The sequence below is a fragment of the Pseudomonas sp. MLB6B genome (genome assembly GCF_054508135.1).
Genome location: NZ_CP199313.1, coordinates 3,942,374 through 3,959,007 on the forward strand (window position 1 = coordinate 3,942,374; position 16,634 = coordinate 3,959,007).

General features: G+C 60.0%; 8 protein-coding genes and 5 tRNA genes. 5 read left to right on the forward strand and 8 right to left on the reverse strand.

From position 1 onward, the window contains the following. Positions 1 to 77: 77 nt before the first annotated feature. Positions 78 to 1,940: a hypothetical protein gene (locus ACSMEV_RS17385; RefSeq protein ID WP_459206250.1), complete on the reverse strand. Its 1,863-nt coding sequence runs from the start codon at positions 1,938 to 1,940 to the stop codon at positions 78 to 80. Between the two features lie 392 nt (positions 1,941 to 2,332). On the opposite strand from ACSMEV_RS17385, the gene ACSMEV_RS17390 reads away from it, so the two are divergent. The 4 genes from ACSMEV_RS17390 to ACSMEV_RS17405 all read left to right on the forward strand — a co-directional run bounded on the left by ACSMEV_RS17390 (position 2,333) and on the right by ACSMEV_RS17405 (position 13,378). Continuing rightward, entirely contained in the window at positions 2,333 to 7,303 is a 4,971-nt protein-coding gene (locus ACSMEV_RS17390) for an RHS repeat domain-containing protein (protein ID WP_459206251.1), read from the forward strand. A 188-nt stretch (positions 7,304 to 7,491) separates the two neighbouring features. Beyond that, complete coding sequence (locus ACSMEV_RS17395) at positions 7,492 to 9,474, forward strand: hypothetical protein (protein ID WP_459206252.1); 1,983 nt, start codon at positions 7,492 to 7,494, stop codon at positions 9,472 to 9,474. Between the two features lie 163 nt (positions 9,475 to 9,637). Beyond that, complete coding sequence (locus ACSMEV_RS17400) at positions 9,638 to 11,833, forward strand: autotransporter outer membrane beta-barrel domain-containing protein (protein WP_459206253.1); 2,196 nt, start codon at positions 9,638 to 9,640, stop codon at positions 11,831 to 11,833. A 75-nt stretch (positions 11,834 to 11,908) separates the two neighbouring features. Beyond that, the gene (locus tag ACSMEV_RS17405; RefSeq protein ID WP_459206254.1) at positions 11,909 to 13,378 is read left to right on the forward strand and encodes a hypothetical protein; all 1,470 of its coding nucleotides are present in this window, start codon (positions 11,909 to 11,911) and stop codon (positions 13,376 to 13,378) included. A gap of 177 nt (positions 13,379 to 13,555) precedes the next feature. Here ACSMEV_RS17405 and ACSMEV_RS17410 read toward each other — a convergent pair. From ACSMEV_RS17410 to ACSMEV_RS17430, 5 genes are all read right to left on the reverse strand, one after another. Beyond that, positions 13,556 to 13,631, reverse strand: a tRNA-Gly gene (locus ACSMEV_RS17410). A gap of 83 nt (positions 13,632 to 13,714) precedes the next feature. Further along, positions 13,715 to 13,790 (reverse strand) — tRNA-Gly (locus ACSMEV_RS17415). Positions 13,791 to 13,792: 2 nt separating this feature from the next. After that, positions 13,793 to 13,868, reverse strand: a tRNA-Glu gene (locus ACSMEV_RS17420). Positions 13,869 to 13,972: 104 nt separating this feature from the next. Further along, positions 13,973 to 14,048: transfer RNA gene (locus ACSMEV_RS17425), tRNA-Gly, on the reverse strand. Between the two features lie 2 nt (positions 14,049 to 14,050). Further along, positions 14,051 to 14,126: transfer RNA gene (locus tag ACSMEV_RS17430), tRNA-Glu, on the reverse strand. Positions 14,127 to 14,433: 307 nt separating this feature from the next. Between ACSMEV_RS17430 and ACSMEV_RS17435 the strand changes: the two genes are divergently transcribed. Continuing rightward, positions 14,434 to 15,201 (forward strand): hypothetical protein, encoded by a 768-nt coding sequence (locus tag ACSMEV_RS17435; RefSeq protein ID WP_296268790.1) that lies wholly within the window; start codon positions 14,434 to 14,436, stop codon positions 15,199 to 15,201. Positions 15,202 to 15,255: 54 nt separating this feature from the next. Here the strand turns inward: ACSMEV_RS17435 and ACSMEV_RS17440 are convergent, their stop codons facing one another. Next, positions 15,256 to 15,738: a GAF domain-containing protein gene (locus ACSMEV_RS17440; protein WP_459206255.1), complete on the reverse strand. Its 483-nt coding sequence runs from the start codon at positions 15,736 to 15,738 to the stop codon at positions 15,256 to 15,258. Further along, positions 15,739 to 16,626: an ATP-binding protein gene (locus tag ACSMEV_RS17445; RefSeq protein WP_459206256.1), complete on the reverse strand. Its 888-nt coding sequence runs from the start codon at positions 16,624 to 16,626 to the stop codon at positions 15,739 to 15,741. It abuts the gene before it with no gap. Between the last annotated feature and the right edge of the window lie 8 nt (positions 16,627 to 16,634).

A 16,634-nucleotide genomic window follows, 5' to 3' on the forward strand; every position in this document is an offset into this window, starting at 1 on the left:
CAGAGTACTCCAGTGATACGTATCAGTTAAAATGGTGCGCGGAATGCAAAGCGCCTAACTAGATGTACGTAGAAACTTCATTTCAGCAAAAAAATATCCGCAGGCACGATCGACTTGAAGCTGTCACCCGCATCGAAGCTCACCGACGCATACACTTCGAACGTCGTGTTTTCCTGCAGCTTTTCCAAATAGGCCTTTGACAATGCCATCACCAATCGACCTTCGTAATACTCGTCTTCGGAAATGGCGACATTGTCGCGAATGACTTCAGGCGGCAGCGATGCATGCTCGGGTTTGGATTTGCCGACTACCCAAACTCGGACGATCTGACCCTGATCGAAGAGTTGCCAGCTGTCGCTGCTCAACGTGAAGAGCACCTCGTCCTCGACGGCCTGCAACGACAGCCTTCCGTTCGGTGCGCCGGGGCACTGCACGGGCTGGAAGGCCGACGAATCCCAATCCCTTATCATCAGCCCGTAGATGGGCGATCGTTGCGCCGCAGCGTCCGCACGCTCCACCGTGTAGTACACCTTCACACGCCTACCGAGGTTCGCCGGCACAGCCGAAGCAGGAATGACGTAGCGCAGGTTGTCGCCTATGACGGGAGTGCTCGTGCTGTACTTGCCCAGCTCCCCGTAGCCGTCCCAATGCATGGTCACCTTGCCCCAATCGGTGCCTGGCACTTCTGGCAACCGCACGTTGGCGCCGTTGACAAGGCGGATCGGAAAGATGAATCCGTATTGCTCGATGTCGGGATCCGGTTGCTCTGGCGGCTCAGGGTCTTGCGGAGTGGCGTCCCCGATGATCGGCAGCTTGAGGATCAGGGGTTTGCGCAAGGTCAATTCCAAGGCGGCCGAGTCGGCAGCCTCCCCCGGTCTGGTCCACTGGTAAGCGAGGCTGATCGTCTGGCCTAGATTGGCATGCAACCACTGCGCAGGAATCGAGAAGCGCAGCCGGCGACTGTCCATCAAAGTGCGATCCACCCGCACGCTGGCGCGTAGAGTGGACTCGCCCATTGCGTGCAGTAGCACCTCGTCAGCGTATCGCATGCCGTAATCGGGAATCTCGACCACCAACCCATCCGGGTGATTGCTTGGATCGAGATACCCGTCAGCATCACCCTGCACCTGAGGTGGGGGCAGGCTTGGAAGTTGGGGTGGCGAGCCGGTCAGTATGGTCAGGCGCTGAACAGGGGACTGGCTCACCGGGTCGGAAGAACCGCTGCCCGCATAGACCACCTTATAGCTGATTTCGCACCAATCACCGGCCAACTCAAGTGTGGGACGGTCAATAGACCACACCACAGGGCGATCCAGATCCTCCTCCTTCAACACTTTGGAAACAGTGTCTTCGTAAAATTCGTCTCTCCAGGTCAGTTTAACGGTATCCCCTACCGCCATTGCCGGAAACGCACCGGCTGCCACCGAAAGGTCGCCAGTGATCCGTGCCAAGTCGATGACCAACCCGTCACTGCTCTGCACATGCGGCGCGGGTACTTGCTCGACGGGTGACACTGGTTTGTTGACATAAAACAGAAGGCGTGGCGACTGCACCTGGGCATATCGCTCAACCGCACCATCGCGAGTAATGATGGTTTTCGCGTAGGAGTAGAATACAGTCCCGCCGTCAAGCCTCATCATCACTTCATTGGTGAAATCGACCATGAAGCTGCCATCGGGCTCCAGTTCTTGAACTTGCAAAGGCGTACGTTCACGGTCCTCCACCTCGCCCTGGGCGCCGCAGCCGAAAAACTGAGGCCAAAGTTCGTCGCCAATTCCCAGGCCATCGAACTTGATATACGTATAGAGGGGCTGCCCTTGTAATTTTTCCAGATCGAGCGAGTCGCCGTCCAATGCTGGAACAATGGGCAGCGGCAACACCCTATTGGTGTGCTTTGTCCTCGTTTTGTCTTTACAAGACGCCCGCTGTGAATCCTTCATCGGACCGACTCCTATACACCGCGTCACTATTGGTTATTGCGGACCCGTTGCCTCGAAACTGTGTGATGCCGTTGCGCCAGTTCGCGCAGCGAGGCGTGGTTCAAGGCGAACTTCACTGCACACGGGACCCGTCATCATTCAGCGATGGCTTAAATATACGTTTTGGCAAGCTGTTAAAAACGCCTACGCCGTCATGCCCATTTCACACCGACGCTCTAATCGGGACCGGTTTTTGAAACGAAGACGGTATGAACACTCGCCGCTCGACAACAGTTGTACGCGCGATTGTTTCCCTTCGAAACTGGTAGTTTTATCAGGTGGCAATAGTTCAGTGACTTGATAGCGTTGCCTCAGAACCGCAGCTCGCCTGCAGGCAATACGAGGAATACTTCATGACGGTTACATCTGAGATAAGCTCGAACGCGCTGAATTTTCTGAGCCACCTGCAAAATGGCCCGGACTCCCGTACTGGGCTTTATACCCTGTCCGTTGCGTTGCCCGCGCTGAGGGGTAACGACCTGCTCGGTCCCGATTTCGAGCTGGCGCTGCGCTACAGCCCGCTCAATCTCCAGGACAGCGGCTACGGTAAAGGCTGGAACCTGCAACTGTCGCAATTCGACCCGGACCCCCAGCGCCGAATCGTTTCCCTGGCCAGCGGCGAGACCTACAAGGTGACTGGGCGCTTCGGCGCGACCCAGCAACTGACGATGCAAGAAAAGAAAATCGACAGCTTCCATCTTTATGAAGAATCCGACAGCCGCTGGCGCCTGGTGCACCGCTCGGGCCGGGTCGAGATTCTCGAGTCCCAGGGCAGTAGCAGTAATCGTCGGGCGCTGCCGGTACAAGTGTTCAACGAACAAGGCCAATGGATCAAGCTCGAATACGCCAACTTCAACAATGGATTGGCCTACCTGAGCAAGGTCACCGACATGCGGGGCGAGACGCTTTTGCAGATTGCCCGGGAAAGCGCATTGGTCACACTGACCTTCCAGACCGACACGGGCAGTGCTTCCTACACCATGGCGTTGGTGGATGCAGACCGTAAGGTCGGACGTATCGAACTGCCCACCGAAAACAAAGCCAGCTGGCGGTTCAAGTACAGCAGATTGCGCAACATGGACTGCATCAGCCAAGTGCACACTCCCACTGGCGGGTTCGAGGAAGTGTTCTATCAGGACGAGGGGCATCTGTTCCCCATCGGCTCCGGCCTCGATCCCCTGCCGCGGGTGACTCAGCACCTCATCCACCCCGGCCATGGCCAGCCTTCGATCGACACGCGCTACACCTACTCGAAAGACCAGCACAACTTCCTCGGCGGCAACGCAGCGTTGCAGTGGCAGGACGATGGTTTGGACAACCTGTTCCGCAAGGTCATGGACTACGACTACGGCACTACCGAAACCCTGTGGGTCGACGGCAAACCGGTACGTAGCATCGAGCGCACGTTCAACAAGTTCCACCTGGTCACTCGCGAAGCGACCTACCACGGCAGCTTGCTCAGCGACGATGGCAAAACGGTCATTGGTAACAACATCCTCGAGAAGATCACGACCTACAACTTACGCGCCGGGCTGTTCAGCGAACAGCCGAAGAACTGTCAGTTGCCCCATGCCGTCCAAACGCGCTGGCGCTTGAAGAACGACGCGACGCGGGTGCGCTCGGACCGGGTTGCCAGTACCTACGACGACCATGGCAACCTGCTGACTTACCAAGCGGCCAATGGCGTGGTGGAAACCTCCACTTGGTATACAGCTGCGCAGGATGGCTATCCCGGTGAACCGGAAGGTTTCGTCAAGCACCTGAAGCAGAAGATCGTCACCCCCGCAGCCGGTCATTCGGGCAACGCACCCACGTTGACCACCACCTATCGATACGAGCGCCTTGGCGTGCTTGCCGACAGCGTTGCCGGCAGCGGCCAACAACATTGGACGGCCTTGCAAAGTGAAACGCTCGCCGACGAGCACGAGCTGTATACGGTTCACTACAGCTATAACGCCCAAGAGCAGGAGACCCCGACGTCGGACGCACCGATGGTGCATGGCCGCTTGCGCGTTCGCACTTCGGCCTACCCATGTGGCAAGGCTCTGCAGAGAGATGCAAACGCTACCCTGGATACGCGTATCGAGTATGCGTATGCCTTCGAAACCATCGATTGGGACATGTTGCGGGGCTTGGTTGCGCAGGATGGTCGCAGCGGAAAAGCCGCTCCCCAATGGTTCGAGCAGGCGCGTGTGTTGCGCACTCAGCAGACCACCACGGGCTACGACGCTACACAGAAGACCACGGCCCAGGGCTTCTCCTTGTCGACCGGCGAGATGCTGTTGGATCTGGATGAAGACAACGTGGCTCGGTTCACTCGATACGACGACCTGAGGCGCGTCATTCGCCAAGTCGTGGCACCTGGCAGCGCTAGCGAAGCCATGCGCAGCGAGGACTATCACCTGTGCGCCACAGAGCAGGAGCAGGCGCAACAGCGTTCGACGGACAGCATGGGGGTGGTGACCGCGCGGCACTTCGACGGGCTGGGTAGGACGCTGCAGCAAACCCGGGACCACCTCGACCCGGCACAACCCAAACGGCACTTGCCCATCCTCACCAACCAGTACGACGCTTGGGGCCGGGAGCTTGCGATCAGTCAGCACGACTGGCTGGATGGACAGCCCTTCCCAGGTCCGGAACAACTTCAGACGACCGAATACCGCTACGACACCTGGGGGGAGCGCAGCGTCACCTTGCGTGCCGACGGCGTGCAAGAGCACGTGAGCTTCGACCCGACGCAAACGGATGAACACAACAACGTGTTCAAGACCCGCTGGCTTCAAGCCTCCAAGCAGACGCTCAAAAGCGAAAAGGTCAGAACCACCATCAATGTCTTCGAAAAGCCGCTGCGGATCGAGCGACTGGACCTTGCAGACGCACCGGTCGCCGAACAGAAACTGGCCTACGATGGCCTGGGCCGTTGCATCGGCAAGACCGACGAACGCGGCTTCACGACCGGGTTCGAATACGATGCCTTCGCACGGATGACGGCCAATCTGCTGCCCGATGAGACGCGTGTCGAGCGACGTTACGCCGCGCATTCGGATGCCGAGCTGCCAGTCAGTATCGTGGTGATCAGCAACATGGAGTCACAACCACTTTACGAGGTCGGGACACAGATGTTCGATGGCCTGGATCGGCTGGTCTCGCGCAGTGTCGGCAAACGGTTCGAACGGTTTCTGCATGAGCCTGGGCAATCCGCCCCCGTATCCATGACGACCGCCGCGCAGGAAACCATCGACTACACCTACAAACTTGAGCTGTCTCCTTTCCCGACCTCCAGCAGCGCCGTCGACGAGCAGGCCGTGTTCGACTATCACCCGATCACCTCGCTTCTGATGAAAGCCGGCAACGACCAGGGGCAGCGCGAATACGAGTATGACCTGAACAATCACTTGACCCATGAGCACTGGGTAACGCCTGGCCACGACAAGCTGACCACTTCGTACTCCAACTCGCTGCAAGGTCGGCTCGCGACCCGGACGGATGCGGGCGCAGTCGCAACGACACATAGTTACGACGAGCGCGGCCGTGCGAAGAGCATCGCACAAGGCAACGTGGACGCAGCGTTCGAATACGACTCTCTGGGTCGTTTGTACAAAACCGTCTGCCGTGACCAGGCCCATGACAACACGCTGACCACTGACCTCGAATACGACGAACACGGACGCGAGTGCCGCCGCACACAACGACTCGATGGGCAACTGCCCAGGGTGCTTCTGCAAACGTGGGGCAAGGATGGTCTGCTGGAGGCGCGCGAGCTGCAGGAGGGTCAAAGCGTTCTCCACCGAGAACAGTTCTTTTACGATGCCAAAGGCCGTCTGAACACCGTCGACTACAGCGGTCTGCTCTTGCCCCAAGACGATGAAGGACGTCCGGTGACCAAGCAAGTGTTTCGCTTCGATGCCCTCGATAATATCTCCACGGGCTTGACCACGTTCGCCGACGGCACCAGTGCAAGGATCCAATATACCTATGATCAGGACGATCGTTGCCAATTGGCGGGGCTGACGCTTTACCAAGCGGGTCAGACGTCCCTGGCGCTGACCTTTTCGTATGACGCCAACGGTAACCTGAAGATCGACGAGCAAGGCCGCGAACTGCGTTACGACAGCCAGAATCGCCTGATGGAAGTCGGGCAGAGTGGGCGTTACCGCTACGACGGGCTGGGCAGGCTAATGGCCAGCGTCACCGATGGTAATGAGGAGGCCCTGCTGTGGTTCGAAGGCGATCGACTCAGCTTGGCGATGCGCGGCGCCACCGCCACCCGATACTGCCGGCATGACGACCTACCGCTGGCCGTGCAAAGCGACGACCCTGCTGCCACTCTGTTGCTACAGACCAGCGCCAGTCACAGTGTCATGGCCGAGTGCAAGGCCGGCTCGGTGCGCACTGCCACCTACCTGGCCCATGGACAAAGCCATGCCGCTTCACAACTGGAAAGCGCGCTAGGCTTCAATGGCGAGGCGCTGGACTCAGGCAGTGGCTGGTATCTGCTGGGCAATGGCTACCGCGCCTACAACCCGGCATTGATGCGCTTCAACAGTCCGGACTCGGAAAGCCCATTCGATACCGGGGGCTTGAACCCTTACGCCTATTGCCTGGGCAATCCGGTCACCTTGCGCGACCCCACCGGCCATAGCGCCACAGGCGCGACGGGCAGACCGAGGCGCCCGGACGAAGACGATCCGAACTGGCTGGGGCGCAGCGGCGGCGGCGGCGATTCGACGAAATGGATCTGGCTGGCCGTAGCGGTCGTCGCCACGATCGCTGCGGTGTTTACCGCAGGCGCCTCGTTGGCGGCGGTGGGCGCGTTCGGCGCGGGCGCGGCAGCGGCGGTGGCCAGCGCCGGTAGCGCAGTGGCAGCCGGTGCCCAAGTCGGGACCTTTACCGGAATCCTCGCCAAATTCGCCGGCACCACCGTGGTTTCGGCCATCCTGAGTACAGCCACTGCCGCGCTGGCAGTGGCCGGCACAGGGGCGCAGGCAGTAGCGACCGTCAACAACGACGAGACGGCAGGAAATTGGGCCGGGTATCTGGGGCTTGCCAGTATCGGCCTGGGGGCGGCGACGGGCATCAGGTCTGTGGGCAAGGCTGTGATGACGAAGTTCTTCGAGCGTGGCGCTCGCAGTTCTGTGGCGGCAAGTGTCGGTCAGGCAGGGCTGCCTGAAACTGTGCAGTCGACCGTTGCTGCGCCAGGCGAGCAAGGCAAAACCTTGATTAAACTAGGCCGATTCTTCCGCAGAAAAAGATTTGACCAACAGGTTGTGACAAACGAAGGTTTGGTTGTGAATCGCTTCCATACTGCTCGTCCGAGCATTTGATAGAACGCCCCTAACAAAACCCGCTTTCGAAAGCGGGTTTTGTCCTGTCCCCTCATGCCCACCTAGCATTTTTACCAGTTTCAGCCACCGCCCCCTAACGCTAGCATCCTCTCAAGTTCTGGGAAGCATTGGCCTTCCCGCCTTGCTCTTGCATCGGACACATCCCTTACCCAGTCGGAGCGCGCCAGATGAGCAAAACCTTCTCCCGCGAACGTGCCGCAGCCGTTCGCGTCGACTATCAAAAAAAACGCGTTCAAACGCAGGCCACGCAGCTGACCGTCCTGCCTGACCCCGGCGTACCCGGTGTCATCGACCCCAGCGATGGCACCTTGAACAAAGACGTACTGGGCGCAGACTTGGAAGTCGTCATCGCCGGCTGGCCCAATCTGCCGGAGCCTGGCTACGATGAATACGACACCTTGCAGTTGGAGCTGGCGAACGTCGATGGCGCGGGGGCCGTAGGGCCGTTCAGGCCCGTTGGCACAACTCACCAGTACGATGCGACGAGCGACTTTCCAGCGACCATCACGGTACCCACGGACGAATTGGTGCGAGACGGTACGTTGCAGTTGCGTTACTCCATCCTGTTCCATAATTTCAATAGCGACATCTCCAACCCCATCCCTCTGATCTGCGACAGCACCCCACCCTGGGGCGAGGTCGAACCGCAACCGGTCTCTTTGCCCAGCGGCCCGGTCACCGATGCCTATTTCGTTGCCAATCCCAACGGCATTCCACTGACGCTTCCCGAGTATCCAGGGCGGGCCGCAAGCGACAGCTATGCACTCTATTACTCCGCGACCGTACCTGTGGCACCCTATCCGGATCCCGTAGCAACCGGCAAAGTGCCCAACGACCGCACCGTGCTGATCCCCAAAGCGGAAGTCGAAGCGCGCGGTGACGGCCACTTCTATATCGTTTACCTGTTGCTCGACAAAGCCACCAACCGCAGCCGCATTTCAGAGGTGGCCGAAGTCTTCGTCAATCTCGGTGCCCTGCCAAGCGGGCTCAAAGAACCCGTCGTGCCTTTGGCCGCCGACGGCCTGATCGATCTGGAGGATGCGCAAGCCAGCGTCAATGTCGAGATCCCGGCGTTCGCCAGTCATCGTCAGACCGATGATGTCGAAGTCACGTGGGGCACGGCACCGCCTTTCACCGAGCAAATCGGTTCGCGGCCGTTTCCGCTGGTCATCGGGGTACCCTCCGAGCATCTGCGCCAGGCTTACGGTGCGGCTGATGATGAAGTAGTGACAACTGTCAGCTACCGGGTGTTGCGCCATGGCGTTCCCTATGGGCCTGAAAGCATCGACGTCAACGTCGATTTTTCGGTCGTTGGCCCACCCCGCCCCGATCCTGATCCGACTTGGCCCGACCCGATCAACGCTGCCTTGGTGGCGCCCATCGTCAAAGGCAAGACCTCGGATATCGACAACGAACTCAAGCGGGTCGATGCCGGTCAAGCTGCAGACCTTCTGTTCACCCTCTATACGCCAGCCAAGGATGGTGAGGTTGTGAACTTCTACTGGGCCGGCACCTTGGTCAAGGAAGCCACCTATATAGTCGACACCACGGACACTTCACCCATCAAGGTGGAAATTCCTTGGTCGTACATCCTCGCGGCGGGCAACCAAGCCCAACTGCCGGTGCACTACACCATTCGCAAAGCCGAAGACGCAGGCAACGAACAGCGCTCCGTCACCGCGCTGGTGGCTGCGGATGCCGTTACCGAGGTGCCTGAGGCGGCCCAGTTCGAGCGTATGCAGGGCCGTTGGTTGAACTGCTCATCGTTGTGGGAAGACCCGAGCAATCCTACGGGCGATCCGGCGTTTCGGGTTGCCGTCAAACCGCTGACCAAGTACTTGCCTCAAGGTGGCAAAGTGACGATGGTCTGGACGGCGCTGGCCAAACGCGATGGCGACACCGAAATACCGGCTGCGAAAAAGACCGAAGAGATCACCATCACCCAGGCCCAGGCGGAAAACGGCTTCACTTGGGATATCAAGCCTTACCAAACTCACATTCTGCCCATCTACAACTACAACAATCTGGGGCCGGACGGTCGGGGCCGCGTGCATTACGCGCTTGAGTACAAAGGAGAAACGATCAGATCGGAAGACGTCGAGGCGTGGGTAGGCCTTGGTGTGGGGGGGTCCACCTGCCCGGTTCCTTGAAATGGGCCGCCGCGAACTCTGCCGAATCAGATGAAACGCGCCAGTCACCGGAATTTTCCTACACCGGATTACCTGTAATCTCACTAGGCTTCCGCGCTGACTGGCAAGGCCTTCACCCGTAAAAGAGGCCGAGCGATTTTTTCGGATCTTCAAAGGTAACGCTATGGACGCCTCAAATCCCTCACCGCTGCACCGCGCTCTGCGTGTGGTTTCCCTGGCACCCGTACTGATGCTCGGCCAAACAGCCGTGGCGCAAACTGTCATCAGCGACCAAACCATCGACGGCACGACGGCAACCGACAACTACTTCATCACCAACTCCGCCACCCTGACCGCCAACGGCGCCACTACCCGCGACATCACGGTGAATACGGGTTCGGCGTTGGTACTGCAGGGCAGCCAGACCAATGCTACAGGCAATGCAGCTGGCGTGCGCCTCAACAGCGGCGAGGCTACGATCACGGGCAGTGCAGTGACCGCTGTGCAGCGCGCCTTGATCATCGGCGTTGACCTGAGCAGCCCGAACCTCAGTCCTTCACGCGTTGCGGCCAGCAACAGCACCATCACCGGCGGCATCGCCGGCGCATCGATCAACAGCAGCCAACTCGACCTCGCATCCAGCCAGTTGATTGGCAGCAACGCCAACGGTGTGGGTGCGGACCTGTTAGATGGTGTGATCAACGCCACTGCCGGCAGTCGCATCGTCGGAGGGCTCAATGGCGTGCGCTTTCGTGGAGGCAGTGGCTTGTCGACCCAGACCGGCAGTCTGTCACTCGACGCCAGCCATGTCGAAAGCCTCACCGGTTCGGCCATCGCGGTGGGCACGTCGGGTACGGCGGCTACCTCTGCCGACATTGACGTACGCAACGGCTCGACCCTCAAAGGCGGAAACGGAACCTTGATCGAGGTGGGCGCGGTGGGCACCGCCACCATCACGGTGAGCGACAGTCACCTGCTGGGCGACATCATAGTGGCGGACGGCGGCAATGCGACGCTCACTTTGGAAAACCAAGCCACCCTCAAGGGCCGCCTGGAAAACCTCGACCGGCTTGCCTTGAACAGTGGCAGCCAGTGGACCCTCGTGGACAATGCCCAAGTCAACGACCTGGCGATGGCAGGCGGCTCAGTAGCGTTCGGAGAGCCTGGCGAGTTCCGCACCCTGCAGGTAGGCAACCTGTCGGGCAACGGCACCTTCGTGATGAACACCGACTTCGCCGACGGCCAGAGCGACTTGCTGGACGTGACCGGTAGCGCCACTGGCGACCACCAGATCCGGGTGGCCAGTACGGGCAAAGACACCGTGGACGATACCCAACTGCAACTGGTACGCACCACCGGAGGCGATGCCAGCTTCTCGCTGGAGGGCGGGCCGGTGGACCTCGGCGCTTTCGCCTATGGTCTCGTGCAACAAGGCAACGACTGGTATCTGGACGCCAAGATGCGCACGCTGAGCACCGGTTCGCAAACTGCCCTGGCGCTCTTCAATACCGCACCGACCGTATGGTATGGCGAACTCACCACGTTGCGCAGCCGCATGGGTGAGGTGCGTCGCAACGGCGGTGCCGCCGGTGGCTGGATGCGCAGCTATGGCAATCAGTTCAATGCCACCACCTCGAACTTCGGCTATCAGCAACAGCAACAAGGCGTGTCGTTCGGCGCCGATGGCCGTTTGCCCGTCGGTGACGGCAACTGGTTGGCGGGCGTTACCGCAGGCTACAGCAACTCCGATCTGAACCTGCAAGGCGGGAGTTCGGGCCAGGTGGACAGCTACCATGTCGGTGCATATGCCACCTGGCTCGACCCCGACGACGGCTACTACCTCGATGGCGTGGTCAAGCTCAACCGCTATCGCAACCGAGCCGACGTGCACCTCAGTGACGGCACCCGAACCAAAGGCGACTACAGCAACAATGGCGCGGGGGTTTCACTGGAACTTGGCCGCCATCTGAAGCTTGGCGACGGCTACTTCGTCGAACCTTACGCGCAACTGGCGGGCATGGCGATCGAAGGTCAGTCCTATCGTCTGGACAACGGACTCAGTGCCAGTGGCGATGTCACCCGCTCTCTGCAAGGCAAGCTGGGCACGACGGCCGGGCGAACATTCGATTGGGGTCAAGGCCGCATGGTGCAGCCCTACGTGCGGGTTGCTGCCGCGCATGAATTCGTCGACAACAACCGTGTGCGGATCAACGAGCATCGCTTCGACAATGACCTAGCAGGCTCGCGCGGCGAGCTGGGTGCAGGTGTCGCGGTGGCCTGGGCCCAGCAGTGGCAAGCGCATGCGGAATTCGATTACGCCAATGGCGAACGTTTGGAGCAACCCTGGGGTGCGAGTTTTGGGGTCCGCTACAACTGGTAGGTGAGCCAGACCTGCTGCCCCAAGCGGTGTCGCAGGACACCGACCCCTGTGTCCGCTCTACAGGAGATGGAAACAATGTCGCTAATGACGTTCTTACGCTCATTTTTGTCCCGCCACCGCAAGCACACAACGACCGTCCGCCTGCCCCCACCCCGGATCAAGGCGCTGCTGCCTGACATCGAGGGTGGGGCAACCAATTTGCTGCCTTACAGTGCCACCCTCGTGCCGCTACAAGTCGATTTCGAGCTATGGCCTGAGTCGCAACCGGCGCCGGAGGACCCTGAAACCTTGACGCTGTTCTGGGACGATGACCAGATCGACAGCAAAAGCTGGACTGCGCCAATCGCCGAGACGGACCTGTTCATGTTGGTACCCGAGTCTTGCTTGTCGGTCGAAGGAACCCATACCCTGCGCTACAGCGTGACGTTCTACAACGGCAACTCGGCCGACTCCAGCGTTCTGTCCCTGAGTATCGACCGAACCCCACCGCAACTGCCGGAAGACAGCGGGTTGAGGTTTGCGGGCGAGATCACGACAGGCGGCGTGACGGATGCGTACCTTCAAGCGCACGGTGACCAGTTGCAAGCCGAGGTTCCGGCCTACTCCGGTATCGAACCGGGCGACGTTCTAACGTGGTATTGGAGCACCACAGTCGGCGGCCCGGAGCGCGTCGACATTTGGACGCTGGAGCTTGCCGATATACAACATCCGCTCACGCTCACATTTCCAGGCAATTTCATTCGTGCATCGGGCGACGGAATACGCTACGCCCGTTACACCGTTCAAGACCGCACAGGTACGGCAGTGCAACGCGCACTGCCCACCCCATTGTTGGTCAATGCCACACCCATAGCACCGAGCTTCCCTGCCCCCTACCTCAAGGAAACGGGCAGCTCGGGCAGCAGCAGCACGCTTGATCCAAGTAGAGCCCTGAACGGTGGAACGCTGGTGATAAAGCCTGAGGCCACCCTCGAACCTGACGACACGGTAACCGTGTTCTGGGCCGAGCCAGGCGAATACGGTGCCTATAGCACGTCCGTGCCGGTCTCGTCGGGCGCCAGGGAGTACGCGATCCCCACATTCAACATCTCTGCCAGGCTGGCCAGCCAACTTAAGATGTTCTATGAGGTGACACGCCGCGGCACCACCTACGGATCAAGCCCCCACGCCCTTACGGTAGAGGTACCTAAAAACCTACCCAACCCCCAGTGCGATAAAATCGCGGGTAGCTATTTGAGTCTTGGCAACATAGGCACAGGCAGGGCCACCTTCACGCTGACTTCGTGGCAACACAGGAATACCCATCAGTTCGTCAGGCTTTACGTTGAGGGTAAACGCAAGGATGGGAGGAAAGATCCGGTGATGGTCGCCGAAGCAGCGCCTGTGCCCTCGTCCACCGGAACGATGACGGTAGGGACACTCACCCGCCAAGACCTGGAGGTATTCGTCGTGCCATCGGATGTGGAGATTCGAGCGTTCTTGAGCGTAGACAATCAAAACAGCTGGATCGAGTTTCCCCACTCGAATGCGACGTTGGTCAATTGATCGAGCAACCCTCTTTCCCAGCACCGCAACGACGGTGACACCGACGCCGCTCGACGATCACGCAGTCGAACCCATCGGATGCGTAGGGGTTCAGATTACCGTTATGTTGTGGTCTGTTTCGCGGCGCCGTTTTTGACACGCAAAAAAAAACCACTCCGTGAGGAGTGGTTTTCTATTTGGAGCGGGAAACGAGACTCGAACTCGCGACCCCGACCTTGGCAAGGTCGTGCTCTACCAACTGAGCTATTCCCGCATTTTAAGCTTTTACCACCGTTGGCGTGAAGCGCCTGCCGACCTTCACTACCACTGCACCGCATAGACGCCACAGTATTGAACTGGAGCGGGAAACGAGACTCGAACTCGCGACCCCGACCTTGGCAAGGTCGTGCTCTACCAACTGAGCTATTCCCGCAATGGCGTCCCCTAGGGGACTCGAACCCCTGTTACCGCCGTGAAAGGGCGGTGTCCTAGGCCACTAGACGAAGGGGACACAACACTTTGCAACCAACACTTCTCAGTGCACCAATGCATGAACCTTGCGATTCAGCCTGGATTTTCTTTTCCTGCCCCGCCGTTAAGCGCTGCCGGAGAAACTGGAGCGGGAAACGAGACTCGAACTCGCGACCCCGACCTTGGCAAGGTCGTGCTCTACCAACTGAGCTATTCCCGCATTGGCGTCCCCTAGGGGACTCGAACCCCTGTTACCGCCGTGAAAGGGCGGTGTCCTAGGCCACTAGACGAAGGGGACACGCTACATCTTCACTACCTACAGCGTCGAGCGGTGTGCTTTACGCTGCAAGTGGCGCGCATTCTATGGACGCGGCCGGGTGTCGTCAATACCTTTGTAGAAATTTATTTAAATCAATGACTTCGCGCCGTCCAAGCTCGACCTCACGCTGCCCGAACGCGACGGTCGTTGCTTTTCCGACGTCGGCTCGGCAAGCTCAGGGCCTGGTGCCATCATCCGACGGCGCTTCCCGTGGCATCGCACTGTTCGCCTGCCGGCAGAGCCACTAGACTCCGCGGGTAGACCTTCCTATATAGAGGCAACGACGGTGACACCACTTCTGATCACCCTGCTCATCGTAGCCGGGATCACGCTGTTGATCGTGATCGGCTACCTAAACAACGTGGTGGAGAACAACAAGGTCGAACGGGCGCGTAACAAAATGGAGCTCACCGAGCGGCTCAAACGCTGCGAGACGCTCAACGAGACCTTTCCCAGCCAACTGCTGAGCCCCGCCTTGAAGCTGCTCATGACCCGCCTGGAGCTGAACGTCAACCAGCGCCTGCTGGCGGTCGAGCGCAAAAGCCCGCGGCTGCAGGCGCGCATCGCCGAGCTCGAGGCGCTGATCGGCAAAGGCGAAGCGATCCCGGTGAACAACCCGCCCGCCCCGATTCTGACCGAAGCCAAGGCCAAGGACGTGCGTTTTTTGCTGGAGATCCTGCACAACCAAGTGGTGCGCGCCACCGCCGAAGGCTTTTTGCAGAACGCCGAAGGCAAGCAGTGGGTGAAAGAGGTGCACCATATTCTGGTGCTGCTGCACATCGAGTTCTTCAACAACCTGGGCCAGCGCGCGCTGCAAAAGCAGCAACCGGGCCAGGCGCGCTTGGCTTTCGAGCGCGGCGTGCAATATTTGAGCAAGCAAGCCGAACCCAAACTGTATGAAGAACAGCGCCTCTATCTGGAAAAACTTCTGGCCCGCGCCGATGCCCAGGTGCTCGACCAGATGGAGCCTACCGACGACAGCGAGAACCAGCTGACCGAAGGGCTCAAGACCGACGACGAAGAGACCTGGAAGAAAAAGGCGATGTACGACTGACACCCCCTCTGGCTTGGCCCGGCCTGCCTGCGCACCCGGGCCGCACGCTTGGCCTCAGCAGTCGCTCAAGGAAAGAAATACCGCAGCCAGCCGCTCCAGCCCGAGCTGATCCGCCTCGGTGAAACGCGCAAGCTTCGGGCTGTCCAGGTCCAGCACGCCGACCAACCTGCCGTCCTTGACCAACGGAATCACCAACTCACTGTTGGACGCGCTGTCGCACGCGATATGCCCAGGGAAGGCATGCACGTCCTCGACCCGCTGTGTCTGCCGGGTCGCTGCCGCCGCCCCGCATACGCCACGACCGAATGGAATCCGCACACAAGCTACTTGGCCTTGGAACGGACCGAGCACCAGCTCTTCATTGCGATTGAGATAGAAGCCTGCCCAATTAAGGTCTTCGATCTGGTGGTAGAGAAACGCGGAAAACTGCGCGGCGTTGGCGATAAAGTCGCGCTCGTCGGCAAACAACGCCTGCACTTGTGCGGCTAGCAGGTCGTAGCCGTCCAGGCCCTTGCCCGACGCATTGAGATCGATCATTCAGTGTTGCTCCAACAATTGCAGTCCGACCCAGTAGCGGGCGAACTGATAGGCACAGCGGCCATTGCGGTTGCCGCGGCCGGTGGCCCAACGCACGGCGAGGATGTCCAGGGCCTCGTCGCGCTGCCATTGAAGGCCGGCCGAAACAGCCAATTGGCCGATCCAGTGCTCGACCACGGCGAGGTAATGCTCCTGGGTGAAGGGGTAGAACGACAGCCACAGGCCGAAACGGTCGGACAAGGCGATCTTGTCTTCGACCGCCTCGCTGGGGTGCAGCTCGCCGTCCACACGCTGCCAGTTTTCGTTGTCGCTGGCTTTTTCCGGCACCAGGTGGCGGCGGTTCGAGGTGGCGTACAGCAGCACGTTGTCCGGCGCCTGTTCCAGCGAGCCATCGAGCACGCTCTTGAGCACCCGGTAGTCGCCCTCCCCGGCTTCGAACGACAAGTCGTCGCAGAACAGGATGAAACGCTGCGGCAACGCCTGCAGCTGCTCGACGATGCGCGGCAGGTCGCCCAAGTGGTCGCGCTCGACTTCGATCAGGCGCAGGCCAGCGTCGGCATGCTCGGCCAACAGGGCGCGCACCAACGAGGACTTGCCCGTGCCGCGCGAGCCCCAGAGCAAGGCATGGTTGGCGGGCAAGCCGCTGATGAACTGCTGGGTGTTGCGCCCCAGCTGCTCGCGCTGTTTATCCACACCGATCAGGTCGGACAGTCGCATGTCCAGGCTGACCTGCAATGGCAGTAGATAGCCGCTGCGGCCGTCGCGCTGCCAGCGCGCGGCAAGGGTGGCGTTCCAGTCGATGTGCGGGCGCAAGGCAGGCAACAGTGGGTCGAGGCGCGTCAGTACCGATTCGGCGCGGTCGAGAAAAGCGTTCATGCGGGCGTCCATGACGACTC